Genomic DNA, 15063 nt, shown 5'->3' on the forward strand with positions numbered 1-15063 from the left:
GTTTAAAGTTTAAGGTTTAAAGTTTAAACCTTAAGGCAGAATGCGTTAGCAACCTTAAACGTTAAACTTTAAACCTTAAACTAATTTTAAATCTTCCTTGCTGTATTAATCACATTGACGCCGTTGAAACGGGTGGTGGAGCTGCCGTGGGAGACGGCGCTGACCTGCATCGGCTGGCCTTTGCCATCGAAAAACGAGCCGCCTAACCGGTAGTCTTTCTCGTCGCAAATCTGAACACAGGAGTTCCAAAATTCCTGCGTATTCGACTGATAGGCCACATCTTTCAACATGCCCGCAATCTGTCCGTCTTTGATTTCGTAGAACAACTGCCCGCCAAACTGGAAGTTATACCGCTGCTGGTCGATGGAGAACGAGCCATCGCCGATGATATAAATGCCTTTTTTGACATCCTTGATCATCTGCTCCACCGACAGGGGCGTTTTGCCAGCCGCCAGCGACACGTTCGCCATCCGCTGAAATTGCACCGAACTCCAGTTGTCGGCGTAGCAGCAACCCTGCGACTCGTTTTCGCCGATGATGTGAACCTGGTCCCGAATAGCCTGGTAATTCACCAGCGTGCCGTCTTTCACCAGATCCCATTTTTTGCAGGCCACTCCCTCGTCATCCCAGCCCACGGCACCCAGCGAACCGACCTGCGTTTTGTCGGCAAACAGATTGACCTGCTTGCTGCCATAGTTGAAGTTTTTGGATTTCCACTTGTCAAGCGTCGCGAAGGACGTTCCGGCAAAATTGGCTTCGTAGCCCAGCACGCGGTCCAGTTCCAGCGGGTGACCGACCGACTCGTGGATGGTCAGCCAGAGGTGCGAAGGATCGAGCACAAGGTCGTATTTCCCGGCTTCGACCGACTTGGCCGTCAACTTCTGCTTCGCGTGTTTGGCCGCCGACGTCACGTCTTCCAGCATGTCGTACCCTTTGTTGTAGCGGGTCGTAATACCGGTTATTTTATCGCTCGGATTGGCTTGCAGATAATCGTATCCCATGCCCATTGGCGCACTCAGTTCGCTGCGGGTCTCAAACTTGCCACTCTTCGGGTCGATGGCCGTCACGGTAAACGTGGGCCACAGGCGGTGGATATCCTGATCGATGTACGAACCGTCCGACGACGCAAAATACTTCTGCTCGTTGACCATGAACAACACCGAGTTGACGTAATTGGCCCCATTTTTCAGAGCCGCGTCGTTGACCGTCAACAGTAAATCCACTTTTTCCTTGATGGGAACTTCGAAGGCATTTTTCTGGATGGGTGCTTTCCAGCTTACTTCCCCGAAGCCTTTTTGCGGAGCCAGTTGTACCGGCTGTTTCATCAACCGGGCGTTGGCTTTGGCAATGGCCACGGCTTCTTCGGCGGCTTTGGCGGTTTGGGCTTCGCTTTTGGCTTCCACCACCGACGCAAAACCCCAACAGCCGTCGACAATCACGCGCACACCCACCCCGTAGGATTCGGTGTTGACAATGTTCTGCACCTTGTCTTCGCGCGTAATGACAAACTGCCGCAAATACCGGCCAATCCGAACATCGGTGTAGCTGGCGCCTTTGGCTTTGGCAGCATTCAGGGCGGCATCGGCCAGTCGTTTTTTAACGGCCACATCCACGCCGGGTTCCAGCAGTGCTTCCGGCGCAACCGAGCGACCGAAAACCGTGCTGTCAGGCAAGAGGAAAGCCCCAGCACTCAGGCCGGTCAATTGAAGAAAATCTCGACGGTTCAAAGTTTGTTGGTGATAAAGTGATACGGTCTAATTTTAACGAAATCTGGTCTCGTTTCCGTGGCTTTTGACCCGAAAAAGTAATAAATACCAGTCTTTCTGCTTATAATCCCAGGAATTATGGATTGATGGGACGTATTAAAAATGCGAAAGATGTGTCGATAAAACCATCCCCCAGTTTGAAGGATATTTGGCTGGCTAGCCCCGTTCCCCCGTTGCGATCAGCCCCCCAGCCCCCTAAAGGGGGAGTTTGGAGCGCGAGAAAACTCCCCCTTTAGGGGGCTGGGGGGCTGATCGCAACGGGGGAACGGGACGCTCCTTATCACACCGCATCCGACAGCGAGCTGAACGTAAAATCCCGGATTTTCATGGGAGGAATGAGCACCCCATCAGAACGAACGGGTTTCCCCAGCGCTTCGACGTTGTTCAGCATAATGACCGGACTTTCGTTGAACCGGAAGTTTTTGACGGGGTATTTGATCTGCCCGTTTTCGATCAGAAACGTCCCGTCGCGGGTCAAACCGGTGTAGAGCAAAGTTTGCGGATCAACGGCGCGGATGTACCAGAACCGGGTTACCAGAATGCCTTTCTGGGTACTTTTGATCAAATCCAGCAGCGACTGGCTGCCCCCCTGCATGATGAACCCCCGGGCTGGCGGAGTGCCTTTCACCCCGCTTTTCTGAGCCCAGAACTGCGAATAACTCATGTTTTTGATAATCCCGTTTTCGACCCAGAGCGTTTTTTCCTGCGGACGCCCATCGACGCCACCGCCCCCAAAGCGGCCCCCTCCTCCGCCACCGCCCCCACCGGCGAATGGCGAACCCGGAATCTCGGCATTGGCCGGATCGGAATAAATCGTAATCCGCTCGTCGAAGAATTTCTCACCCAATCGGGTGCCTCCCCCTTTGCGGCTCAGAAAGCTCCGGCCTTCTTCGGCATTCCGGGCGTCTAAGCTGTTCATCATCAGACCGATCAGACTACCGGCTGCGGAAGGTTCCAGAATAACCGTGTATTTTCCCGGTTCCAGGGCTTTGGCATTGGTAGACGCCAGGGCCTTGTTCATGGCTACTTCCGTGGCTTCTTTCGTGCTCAGTTTCGATACGTCGTTATAATCGCGGGACGCGTAGCCGGAACCGGTGCCGTCGGCGGTACGGGTGGTTACCGAAAATTCGACCGATGTAACCGGGTTGTACCCAAACAAACCTTTGCTGTTGGCAATGGCTGTAAAACCGGCGCTGTCTTCCATATACCCGGCGGCAGTCAGGTTTTTCTTACTGCACGGATCAATGCTGTCGAAAGCCGCCTGAGCGCGGAATTCCGGATTGATTTTAGCCGTACTTTCGGCGTACGCACGGGTTTCGATGTATTTCTGCGGCCCGAGCATCGGCACGTACTCCGGATTTTCGGGAGCCAGCCGGGCGGTTTCTTCAGCTCTCCGGACGGTTTTTTCCAGAGACGCGTCGTCAAATTCGTTGATGGTGGCCGAGCCGACTTTTTTTCCAAAAACCGCCGTTACGGCCAGCGACATGTTATCGGTTTCGCCACTCGTCGACACGTTATTCCTGGCATAGCGAATGTTGCCGGTTCGGTTGCCACTCAGCGTTACACTCATTTCATCGGCTTTGGAATACCCCAAAACCTTATCCACTATTTTCTTTGCTTCGTCTTTCGTTAGGATAGCCATTTGGTTTAACGTTTAACGTTTGAGGTTTAAGATTCAACGGTTAGGTAAGGTGCCCCTTAAACGTTAAACCTTAAACCTCAAACCTAATTTATATCTTCCGACCGGTATTGATGACATTCACGCCGTTGAAGCGGGTGGTGGGGCAGCCGTGGGAGACGGCGCTGATCTGCGAAGGCTGGCCTTTCCCGTCGAAAAACGAACCGAATGTCCGGTAATCGTCCTTGTCGCAAAGCTGCGCGCACGAATTCCAGAACTCCTGCGTGTTCGACTGGTAGGCGACATCATCCAGCATACCGACAATCTGACCGTTTTTGATTTCGTAATATACCTGGCCGCCAAACTGGAAGTTATACCGTTGCTGGTCAATGGAATACGAACCACGCCCCAGAATATAAATGCCTTTATCGACACCTTTTATCATGTCGGACACGGAGCGTTTTTCAGCACTGGGTTTCAGCGAGACATTCGGCATCCGCTGAAACTGGATCGAATCCCAGTTGTCGGCGTAACTGCACCCGTTCGATTCGGTGCCACCCAGAATTTTCACCTGATCGCGGGTTGCCTGGTAATTCACCAGAATACCGTCTTTGATGAGGTCCCATTCTTTGCCCGGAACCCCTTCGTCGTCGTAGGCCACCGTCCCGAGTGTCAGCGGCTGGGTTTTGTCGGCCACAATATTGACTAGCTTACTGCCGTAATTGAAGTTTTTGGATTTCCACTTGTCGAGCGTCGCAAAGCTGGTTCCGGCATAATTGGCTTCGTAGCCCAGCACCCGGTCGAGTTCCGTCGCGTGGCCGACCGATTCGTGGATGGTCAGGCCGAGGTGGTTGGGATCCAGCACGAGGTCATATTTCCCGGATTGAATCGACTTGGCCGATAATTTCTCTTTCGCCTGTTTGGCCGCTACCGTCGCATCTTCGACCATGTCGTAGGAGTTTCGGTAACTGATCAAGCCATTCGGGCCGGGGATTTTATCGCCCGCCAGACCGTCCAGATACTCATAGCCCATGCCCATCGGCGAGCTAAGCGCATCCCGGGTTTTGAACTTACCGGCCTGACGATCAACAGCGGTCACCGTAAATGTCGGCCAGATCCGGTGGATGTCCTGGTCGATGTAGGAGCCATCTGTGGAGGCAAAATATTTTTGTTCGTTGATAAAAAACAGGTTGGACGTCACAAAACCGGCTCCGTTTTTCATCGCTTCGCCGTTCACTTTCATCAACAGATCGATTTTCTCCTGAACCGGCACTTCGAAGGCGTTTTTCTTCAGGGGTGTTTTCCAGGCCACTTCACCCACACCTTTCTGCGGAGCCAGATCGACGGGTTCTTTCTGGATTCTGGAGTTGGCTTTGGCGATGGCGACGGCGGTTTCGGCGCATTTGGCAATGGCTTCGGGCCGAACGTCACTCGTGGCCGAAAACCCCCAGGTTCCGTTGGCAATCACCCGGATGCCAACCCCGTAGGACTCAGCATTGGTGATGTTTTGCACCTTCATTTCGCGGGTGAACACAAATTGCTGCAAATACCGCCCGATCCGAACGTCGGCGTAGGTCGCCCCCTTGCTTTTGGCCGCGTTCAGGGCCACATCGGCCAGCTTTTTCTTCAGAGCGGCATCGGCGCGGGGCTCAAGCAGTTGATGCAACGAAACCGTATTGCCCAGCACAGGAACAGAACCGCCCAGCAGAGCGCTCATTCCCAAACCGGAGAGTTGGATAAAATCCCTTCTTCTCATGGATTGTTGATGGAGTTATGGAATACGAAAAAATCGAAACTGACTATAGATTTGACACGTACTTTTCAGAGAAAATAGAGAGGTAGCTACTCAGTGGTGCAGAAACAGAGTACGAAAGTGGTTAAAAATAGCCAAAAGGGCAAAAAACTGTCTGTTTTTAATGGTCGCTTTTTTCTACTTTTCCAGCTTGCCGATGATCAGCAACTGACTCGCGTAGACGGCGTTCTCGGCATACTTGCGCGGATCGGTGATGGTCTGGTTGCGGTTTTTGAGAATGGCGGCTTTGTCCAGCGGTTCCGGCGAAACCGTCAGCGTAATGGTGTGCGTGCCTTCGTCCAGGGTCGGCAAAAAGAAATAATGCGAGCGGTAATAGGTGGCATAACTGTCGAAACGGGGATACAGCGCACCGGGTGTGCCATCGACCGTCACTGCATACTGCCCACAACCGGGACCGATGACATCGTAAATCCCCGCCATCGTCCCTTTGATTTTGAACTGAATCGACGCCCCCGGTTGGTTCGATTTCAGGAGATAGGGAAACCGGTTGCGGAGTTGGCGGGCCACGGTATCGGTCGTCGGGGTCAGCTCTTTCCAGTCGCCCTGTCGGGTCATCGATTGCACCGAAATCATCTGCGCGTTTTCCCAGTTGTCGGACACAAACGGCTTCGGGATGGCATGGGAGCCGGGTTTGCCCACGGTGGCAATCTGTTGCAATGCCTTGCTCAATGCTTCCACGTACAGCCGGTGACCGGTATCGGAATACGGGTGCGTTTTGTCGGGAGCAAAAACCGTCTTATCGGGAAAGTCTTCTTTTTTACCGCCCCAAACCAGCTTTCCCTGACGGTCTAATCGAATCACTTCCAGGCCCATATGCACCGACGGAATCCCGTAATGATTCGCAATGTCTTCCATCGCCCGCACGGAGTTTGGCATCCGGCGTGCCAGCAAAGCCGGAGCCATGGGCGCGTTCAGGGTGTAGACGAAACAAATGTCGGTGCGCCGGTTTTGCCGCCAGATTTGCCGAACAATGCCTTCCATCGCTTTGTGGATTTTGGTCGGCTGCTGACCGCCATCGTTGACCGCAAACTCGACAAATACCAGATCCGGTTTATGCACCAGCACATGCTCTTTCAGCCGGAAAACACCCAGATCGGAGCCGGTTCCGCCAATGGCCGCGTTGATGTGCGTCAGGTTGGCTTTCGGGTATTGCTGCTGCAACCAGCTCAGTGATTGCTCCCGCCAGCCATTGCCGGCCTCCGTGATGCTGCCGCCAAAATAGGCGATGGAAACCGGGCCGCCTTTCTGCGCTTTCTGAAAGAAATTGGGCAACCCCTCCCTGCCCAGAAACTCCCGGCTTTCGGATAAAGTATCGGTCTGCGCCTGAGCAGAATACGTGAATACTGAAATCGTAATGAGAACAAAAAAGGAAAACCGCATAGTTGAGCGAAAATTAAATATCCTACCTCTAAAATACCCCCAACCCCCTGAAGGGGGCTTTTAAATCCGGATGATTTAGCCCCCTTCAGGGGGTTAGGGGTGCATTTACACTATCTTTTCTCGTGTTGGGCGACCATCTGGTCAAATTCCTGCGCAACCGCCGAATCCAGCCGGGCCTTGTTGCGCCAGGCCATCGTTCCATAAACACCCGCCTGGCTGTAATCGAACGGTTTAAAACCGATCCGGCTGACCACGTCGGTATTCTTTAACCGAAAATCGAAGGTTTTGGGATCGATAAAACCCGGATCGGCGATAATGGAATGGGCGTCTTTTCCCACCTCCTGCCATTCTTTCACGGATTGTTTGCCAAAAACCGGTTCTTTCGATCGGGCATCCCAGTAGCAATTCTGGTCGGCCAACAGGTTGAATTTCGCCCAGTTGCTGCTTAGCAAGGTGCCGCTGTTGTAATAAACAATGTTGTTGGTAAACGAAAATGACCGGTGCGGTTCGACGCGGGTGGCCTGGAGCTGCGCCTTGATATTGTCGGCAAAAATGTTGTTGCGGATGATGTTGTCCTTGCCGTAATGCTGGTGAAAACCGGAGCTTTTGCAGGCATACACCAGGTTGTTTTCCATCACAATATCCGTCGAACCCTCGTCGGTATACAGCCCCCAGCCGCCGTAATCGAAGGCGTAAATGTGGTGGATTACATTGTTCGACACCACGGTTCCTTCCGAAACACCGAGTGTATAGACCCCGCCCATGTCGCTCAGAACGCCCCAGCCAAGGTGGTGAATGTGGTTGAACTCGACCCGGTTTCGCTTCGACGGACTGAAGGCATAGCCCCACACCCAGCCGACCGACACACCGGAATACCGGAAATCCGCCACTTCGTTGTGGGACAGCACGTTATCCCGACCGTGAAAGATCGTTAGGGCCACGGCACAGGGAAAAACGTGACCGCCCGACCGCAGAATGTTGTTGTCGACGGTAATGTGGTGGGTCAGTTCCGACGAATCGGGCCGGATAACGGTTTCGCCAATTTTGACGCCACTCGCGCCCAGATCGTGCAGGTAACACCGCTCCACCCGGCCGTTGGCGCAACCCCGCCGAAACCAGAGGCCACTGCCGCCGGTATGTGCCACTTCGCAGTCTATGAAGCTGATCCGGTCGGCAAAATCGAGTTGAATGGTGGCTTCCACGCGTGCGGCCGCCTGCTCGGGTTCCACGCCAAACGGCGGCATTCGGTAGCCCGCCACCTGAAACGACAGGTTCTCAAACCGGATGTTTTTCACCCGCTTGCCACCGGTTTCATCGCCTTTGACAACGACGAATTTCTCGTTAACCGGCGCAAAAACCGTGACGTTATCGATGGTTTCGCCGGGCCGGGGGCGGTAATACAAAGTCCCGGTTTTTTCGAGAAACCACTCGCCGGGGGCATCCAGAGCCGCTTTCAGGTTTTCGATGACAAACAGGGAATGGTTGGTAATTTTATTCCAGGGCTTCAGACCTTCGCCGGCGATGTAGAGTGCCGTATCGGCTTTGCTGACGGCCAGCACCGGTTTGCGGGTGTTGTCCCAGTGGTGGTAGAACGTCAAAACCGCCTGACTCAATTCGGCTTCCGGGAGCCGGACCAGCCAGTCCAGACTCTCCGGCGAAACCGTAATTTTCTGAGCGGAAAAATCAGCAAACGGCCCCGTTCCTTTGCTCAGGACGGTTTCGGTGACGGCTTTCGGCTGAAAAAAACCGGTATTGGGCGTTTGGGCGCGAACGACCCGCTGCCCGTTGACGTACAATTGCTCGAACGACCAGCCATACCGGCGTACTTCCGGCACGTCGGTTTTCCAGAGGTCGTCCGACACTTTCTCAAACCGGTTCAGACGCATGCCGCCGTAAAAAACCGGCATGCTGCCCGCTTCACCTTTGATCACCAGCGGAGCGGTTTCGGTACCGGAATCTTCGGCGGTCAAAAGCAGCGGTTCATTCAGGACATACTCCCCTTTCCGAACCACAATTTCGAGGGGTTTGGTGGGCGGTTTTTGCCGGCGCAGCAGCCGGGCGCGGTTGCGGGCACCCGTGAGCGTTGCCAGCGGTTTCTGGATCGTTCCGGGGTTTTTGTCGCTGCCCGAAGGAGCCACGTAGATCGTTTGGGCAACGGATTCAATCGCCAGCAGCAAAAGGCTGGAAAGCAGGAAAAGAGGAACAGTTTTGCGCATGGTTTAGGAATGTACTCCCTTCAAAAGCCAGTCGCAGCCGCATTTTACTAGTGTGTAAACGGCAAACCCAAAAGGAGGTGCGACAGTCCGGCTTATTATGCTTTTTTCAGCCACCGGTCAAACCAGTCGAAAGCATCGGTCTGCATGTCTTTGTCAAACTTGTGCTCGCCGTCGTAAAACCGCCCCGCGTAGCGATCCTCGGCCCCGGCTTTTTTAAAAACCTCACCCAGTATTTTATCGGCAGTCTTCATTTCGGGGAGCGTATACAACTCATCCTGGTTGTTACATTGAATCATGGTGGGAAGCGGCACCCGCAGGCCCAGAATCTCCGGAAAATCAAGGTAGCGGGGCAATAAGGGCGTATAGGTCATCCACGTATGCGTATACGTTTTGTGAAGCGTCAGATCGTCCCACGTGGTCATAAACCCGACGCAGACGCAGCATTTGATCCGGGAATCCATGCCGGCCAAATACACGGTTCGCAGTCCCCCGCCCGACAAGCCACCACAGCCAACCCGCTGGGCATCAACATCTTTTCGACCACACAAGATGGACAGCGCAACCTGATCTTCGCTTAGAAAAACGCCCGGCCAGGTGGTACCCGCACAAAACAAGGACTTCGACATGACGTGTTCATGCTCGGCGGACCATTTATTATAGGCTTCGATGTGTTCCGTTTTTTCCGGATCGGCATCGGTCTTCCCCCTCGTATCGAGTCCTTCGTATTTCAAATCGACGACATCCTCATACAACACCCGCCGGCTGCCAAACGCAAACGCATCGTGCACCAGCACCACATACCCCCGCCTGGCCACATCATTGGCCCAGGCCCTTCCGCTGTAATCTTCACGCTGGTGTTCGGTGAGCAATGGATGCTGATCATCCCCGGTTTTGACGATTTTTCGATACCCAAAATATTTCTTCCCGGCGTGGTCATGAAGGGCCAGAATGGCGGGCAACGGTTCTTTGGCTCCCTTAGGCTTCAGAACAACCGCCCTGGTGGGCCGGCCGTAGGGAAGCTGCCAGCTAATCTCCTCGATCATCAGGCCGTCATACTCGAAGGTCCGGTCGATGCGGACCTCGGGCGTGGCCGGTGGCGGAGGAGCCGCCACCAATTCCCGCGTTTTTTCCAGGGCTTCCTTTTTCCAGCGGGTCAACTGCTCCGGCTTCCACCGGGCATTTCGGAACGAAAGAGAAGGCTGCGTCTGAAGCGAAGCCGCCCAGGAGCCATACAAGCCGATAATACTCTTCGTTTCCGGTACCATTTCGGGAGTCATGGGATTGGTTTGATTTTCTCCGACCGCATCAAAACCAATGCCGGGAGGCAAAAAGGGAACGGTCCCGGTCAGTACCGATGCCTTGATAAACGTTCTGCGGGTCTGGTTGGATTTCATATCGACTTTAGCCATTTCGTACGCGTCGGCCAAAGATATTTGTCCCGGAACAGAAAAGAAGGGAACACCCGCTAATTTTAGCGAATTGCGGCTGAATCGGGCTATAAGGAGTCCAATAAAATCGTTTGGTTGTCTGGAAAAGGGATAGCCCGCCCACACGAAGCACGGGCTATCCTCCCGGGTCCACGATTAGGTCGGTTTCCCTACGCGGGCCACTTCCTTCGCATTGATGTCGCTGGCCTGATGGGTCGAAATCCGGGATTTCTTCCCTCCTTTTTTTCCCCGAAACCACCAGATCAGAAAACCGGTTACGGGTAAACTGGCCCCGATCAGACTGACGAAGAAGGCCAGTATTTTCGTGGGCAGCCCCCCAATCTGTCCGACGTGAATGTCGAAATTCATCCGGTAAAGCTTCTCCCCCGCCGATAATTGTTCATACTTTCGCGACTCTTCAGACGGCAATTCTTTTAATGTGTTTTGATCAAAAAACCGTTCGTAGGTTTTATAAATGGTTCCTTCTTTCGGATTGATGGCCACCTCAAACGGGTCTTTTGCTTCCTTGGGAAACGCTATACTGAGTCGGGCCAACTCACCCGGCTGTTGTTGGCGCACCAACTGCCAGAGCCGATCTTCGGGTTTCGAATACAAACGGACGGTCTGGGTGGTATCAGATACCGGATGACCCTCTTCACTTCCGTAAATGCCCGCATACGGTTTCCCGGTCAATGCCCAGAAATACGCTTTGTCGAACCACCGAAAACTGTAGACGATCCCGGAAATTGTCAAGGCCAGGGCCACCAGCAGGGAGTAGAAGCCCAGCACATTGTGCAGATCCAGATTCACCCGCTTCCAGTTTGCCTTCCATTTGATGGCGAAACTCTTCTGGCGGGTCGCTGAGGTCCATTTTTTCGGATACCACCAGATCAGCCCCGTGATCATGGTAATCACAAAAATCAGGCAGGCGGTTCCGACGACGGGGCTGCCGATTTTGGGCGGAAGAAAGAAAAACCGGTGCCCGCTTCGGACGAAAATGAAAAACGATTCGGCGGTGGAAGGGCCTTTTTTATGGTGAATGATCGCTCCCGTATACGGATTTAGAAAAACCTGTCGGTACTTGCCTTCCGAAAACGGATAGGTCGTAAAAACGGATTTATTCGACGCGCCGTAGGTAATCGCCGTGAACGCAACGTGCTTTTTCTCCTGTTGAAAAACGAACGCATCGGCTTTTTTTAACAGCACGGAGGGCGGCAGAAAGGGCTGATTTTGGGGAACAACCCGTTGATAAGGCTCCGTAAAATACCACACTTCATACCGAAACACCCAAAAACAGGCGGTTAAACACACCACAAATACGACGATGCCTGAAAACAGGCCCAGCCATAAGTGGAGCCATTCGTTGACTCGTCGGAAAAGAGAGCGGTTCGATTTCTTCATGGTTGCCGGACAATGGAAAGGAACCGGGCGTTGCCTTTCAGCAACGCCCGGTCGGTTAGAACTTGAAGGTCAGTGAACCTGTTACCTGCCGCAGTGGCTGGGGCAAACCCCAGTTGGAGAAATAAGCCACGTCGGCCAGGTTATTGCCTTTGAGCGTGAACCGCCATTTCGGCTGGTCGAAAAACACCGACGCATTGAGGACGGTATACCCCGGAATGGTGATCCGATTGGCCGCGTCGAAATAGCAATCCGAAACGTAATTACCGCCGAATCCCAGACCCAGGTTTCGCAGCGTTCTTCCTGAAAACTTGTACGTCACCCAGAGATTGGCAAAATCCGTGGGGGCCTGAGCGACGTAATTGCCGACAAAATCAGCGGCTTTAACCACTTTATTTTCATTCTTTGAATAACCGGCAACGATATTCAGCCCCGCTACCGGATTACCGATCAGCTCAATTTCGAATCCTTTGCTTTGCTGGGAACCGTCCTGAAGCGTGAAGCTATTTTCGACGCGGGTCGCGTTGCGAATGGCAATGTCGTAGTAACTGACACTTCCGCTGAGTTTCCGGTTGAACGCTTCGGCCTTCACGCCCACCTCCCACTGGTTGGCATTCAGGGGCTTAAAGACCGAGGTCGTTCCATCGGGCTGAACCACGGGCGCCACATTCTGGAAACCGTTCATGTAATTCCCGAATACCGACACCTGATCCGGCACGAGTTGGTAAACAAACCCGAATTTGGGCGATACCGCCGTCTGCTCATAATCATTTTTAGCGGCCACGCCGTTGGTAATGGTAGGATTGTTCACAAAGCGATCCACCCGCACACTCAGCATCACGACCAGTTTCCGGGTCAGATTGATCACATCCGACGCGTAGGCGCTGTAGGTACTCAGCTTTGTCTCGTTATTGGAATTGGTTTTGGTCGCTACGATGGCATTCACTTTTTCCAGATTGATGCCGGGAATCGGCCGCTTCGTATTGACAACATCGTAGGTGCCGACGTCCGTAAACCGGAGTTGACTCGTAAAGGTGTAAAGATCTACACCCACCAACAGCCGGTTTCGGAAGCCACCCAACTGAAAATTACCCACAAAATTCTGCTGGGCGTTGATGGAGGTAAAAATCCGGGGGCCGTAGTTCGAGATGTTGCGGTTAAAGGTCGTATCGCTGGTCCAGTTGGGGTAAATCTGGTTGCTGTGTTCGATGCGGTTATTGCCAATGGCCACGTTCGTTTGTGAGGTCCACTGCGGATTGATCACGTACCGGGCACCCGCCGAATAATTCAGTGCGGTAATACTGGCGTCGATGTTTTCTCCGCCGAGCGAGGTTTTGATGGGAATGGGAATATCCTTAAAGTTACGATAAGATGTTCTCGGTAAGTTTTGATAATACGCAACCGTCGATCGGTTCGTCGAATTCAGCTCCGCGTCGAATAAAAAAGACAACCGGTCATCCACTTTGTACGACAGACTGGGCGTAACCGTATAGCGACGGTTGTGACCATAATTCTGGAACGACCCTTCCGAGTGAGCAGCCGCATTCACCCGAAACAAAACCGTTTTGTCGGCGTTCAACGGTGTATTGATATCGGCCGTAAAGCGGCTCAGTTCGTAGCTTCCCGCTGTGTAGGCAACCTCGCCTTTGAACGTTTCGAACGGTTTTTTCGTGACCTGGTTGATCAGTCCGCCGAAACCCACCAGACTGGAACCGAACAACGTACCGGAAGGACCTTTGATGACTTCCACGCGTTCCAGATTGATAACATCCGACTGGTAAATCTGAACAGCCATGCCATTGCGGATGGTTGTGTTCGCCGTAAATCCCCGGATGGTGGCACCCGTTCCGCCCGCCGGATTATTAAGCGGGGCAACGCCCGGCACGTTCCGCAACGTCTCTTTGAAATCGGTGATTACCTGGTCGCTGATTAACGCTTTGTTGACGGCGGTGTAGACTTGCGGGTTTTCCAGATTTTTAAGCGGCAGACGGGCCACGTAATCCGATTCTTTATGGGCAAATTTGTTCACATTGCCCCGCACCCAGACTTCCTGCAAGGTGTTCGAATCTTCGTTGAGGCTGATGGCCGGAATCGTGGTCGTTTCATTCGGTGCAACGGTCACATTCAGTTCAACCGGTGAATAGCCGAGTAATTGAACAACCACCGTTTGCGCGCCTTCCGGTACGTTTTTGATCTGGTATTCACCTTTTTCATTCGTAATCGACCCTTTGGTCAATCCTTTCAAAGAAACGTTTACGAATCCGGCGGGTTTACCGTCAGCGGTTTGAACGAAGCCTTTGATGGTTCCTTTTCCGGCTTCTCCCGGTCGGTTTTCTGCGTAGGACGTGGAGAAGAAAATTTGGACAAAGAGGAGGCAAATGCTTATCCTGATGATAAGCACAAGGTGTGTAAAATGTTTCATACTTTTGTTTACTCTGTTAATCGTTTTAGCGGATGATTTGACGGATACCCGGTGTAAGGTTTGGCGACAGTGCACCGGGTTTTTTATGGGTTATCAATAAGTAAAAGACGGATTCAACTCTTTCTGGCAATCTTTATACTTATTTAGACTTATTAAAAATAATTAGGCAAACATACAATGGATCAGAAGCGATCGCAACTATTTTGGCAAAAAATAGCGATTTCAGGCTCTGTTGGCCTTTCCTGGAGATTGTGAACAGGGGTTGTTAGCGGCAAAATCGGCAAACGGCCAGGTTGGGTTATGCATACGTCGTGGGTCAGGAGCTACGCGTAAAAGTAGTTTAAACCGCTTCTCACCCACTGGCGCTGAAGGTTTGCTGGATTGATAATAAAAAACTAAATACTTAGTTGTTTTTTACGCCCTCATAAACTAAAATTATAGTTGAACAAACGAAGGCTTTGCGGTACCCCGTATCGACCCGGCGTTGTAGTGGGGGCTTATCCCAACGGCGTCACATTCTACAACGCAATTTTGAGCGTCTTACTAACCCAAAAAAATGAAAGTAGCCTTTCTGTTATCCCTCATAATCAGCTCGTTGGTCACCTCCGCCCAGGAAAAATTCGTCAACGCCAATGGCCATACTTTCCATGTATCCGTAAAAGGATTGGAAAAAAGGAAGGCCAATGAGCCCATCCTTATTTTCGAAAATGGACTCGGAATGGGACTCGGCAATTGGAACCTGGTGATGGATGAACTGGCCAAGGTCGCTCCCGTTTTTGCCTATGACCGGGCCGGTGTGGAAAAATCCGAGAAAGTTTACCAAATGCCGACGGTTAAAGTAGTGGCTGAAAACTTAAAAGCCATCTTGACGACCTTAAACATTCCACCGCCCTATGTGAATATGCCACTCCAAACTGGGCCATTTACACCGATTAATGCTGGTCCACCCGCGCCGATGTAAACTGGGCCACCTGTGGATAAGTGAACATTGAAGAGACAATATTCCTAGTTTTCCAATGGGCA

General features: G+C 52.6%; 9 protein-coding genes. 1 reads left to right on the forward strand and 8 read right to left on the reverse strand.

The window, feature by feature from the left end; translation table 11 throughout:
- Positions 1 to 86: 86 nt before the first annotated feature.
- The 8 genes from DUE52_RS01845 to DUE52_RS01880 form a co-directional block, all read right to left on the reverse strand.
- Positions 87 to 1727 carry a TldD/PmbA family protein gene (locus tag DUE52_RS01845; protein ID WP_114404220.1) on the reverse strand — a complete coding sequence of 547 codons (1641 nt, stop codon included), beginning with the start codon at positions 1725 to 1727 and terminating at the stop codon, positions 87 to 89.
- A gap of 319 nt (positions 1728 to 2046) precedes the next feature.
- Positions 2047 to 3408 (reverse strand): TldD/PmbA family protein, encoded by a 1362-nt coding sequence (locus DUE52_RS01850; protein WP_114404221.1) that lies wholly within the window; start codon positions 3406 to 3408, stop codon positions 2047 to 2049.
- 88 nt (positions 3409 to 3496) lie between these two features.
- Positions 3497 to 5140 (reverse strand): TldD/PmbA family protein, encoded by a 1644-nt coding sequence (locus DUE52_RS01855; RefSeq protein ID WP_114404222.1) that lies wholly within the window; start codon positions 5138 to 5140, stop codon positions 3497 to 3499.
- A gap of 174 nt (positions 5141 to 5314) precedes the next feature.
- The gene (locus DUE52_RS01860) at positions 5315 to 6577 is read right to left on the reverse strand and encodes an SGNH/GDSL hydrolase family protein (RefSeq protein ID WP_114404223.1); all 1263 of its coding nucleotides are present in this window, start codon (positions 6575 to 6577) and stop codon (positions 5315 to 5317) included.
- 110 nt (positions 6578 to 6687) lie between these two features.
- On the reverse strand, positions 6688 to 8793 hold the full coding sequence (locus tag DUE52_RS01865; protein ID WP_114404224.1) for a right-handed parallel beta-helix repeat-containing protein: 2106 nt from the start codon (positions 8791 to 8793) through the stop codon (positions 6688 to 6690).
- Between the two features lie 95 nt (positions 8794 to 8888).
- Positions 8889 to 10202 carry a dienelactone hydrolase family protein gene (locus DUE52_RS01870; protein ID WP_229312031.1) on the reverse strand — a complete coding sequence of 438 codons (1314 nt, stop codon included), beginning with the start codon at positions 10200 to 10202 and terminating at the stop codon, positions 8889 to 8891.
- 174 nt (positions 10203 to 10376) lie between these two features.
- Positions 10377 to 11621, reverse strand: coding sequence for a PepSY-associated TM helix domain-containing protein (locus DUE52_RS01875; RefSeq protein ID WP_114404225.1), 1245 nt, complete (start codon positions 11619 to 11621; stop codon positions 10377 to 10379).
- Between the two features lie 55 nt (positions 11622 to 11676).
- Complete coding sequence (locus DUE52_RS01880) at positions 11677 to 14040, reverse strand: TonB-dependent receptor (protein WP_114404226.1); 2364 nt, start codon at positions 14038 to 14040, stop codon at positions 11677 to 11679.
- Positions 14041 to 14596: 556 nt separating this feature from the next.
- Between DUE52_RS01880 and DUE52_RS01885 the strand changes: the two genes are divergently transcribed.
- Complete coding sequence (locus tag DUE52_RS01885; protein WP_114404227.1) at positions 14597 to 15001, forward strand: alpha/beta fold hydrolase; 405 nt, start codon at positions 14597 to 14599, stop codon at positions 14999 to 15001.
- Positions 15002 to 15063: the final 62 nt, after the last annotated feature.

The organism is Larkinella punicea (assembly GCF_003334855.1).
Lineage (GTDB): Bacteria > Bacteroidota > Bacteroidia > Cytophagales > Spirosomataceae > Larkinella > Larkinella punicea.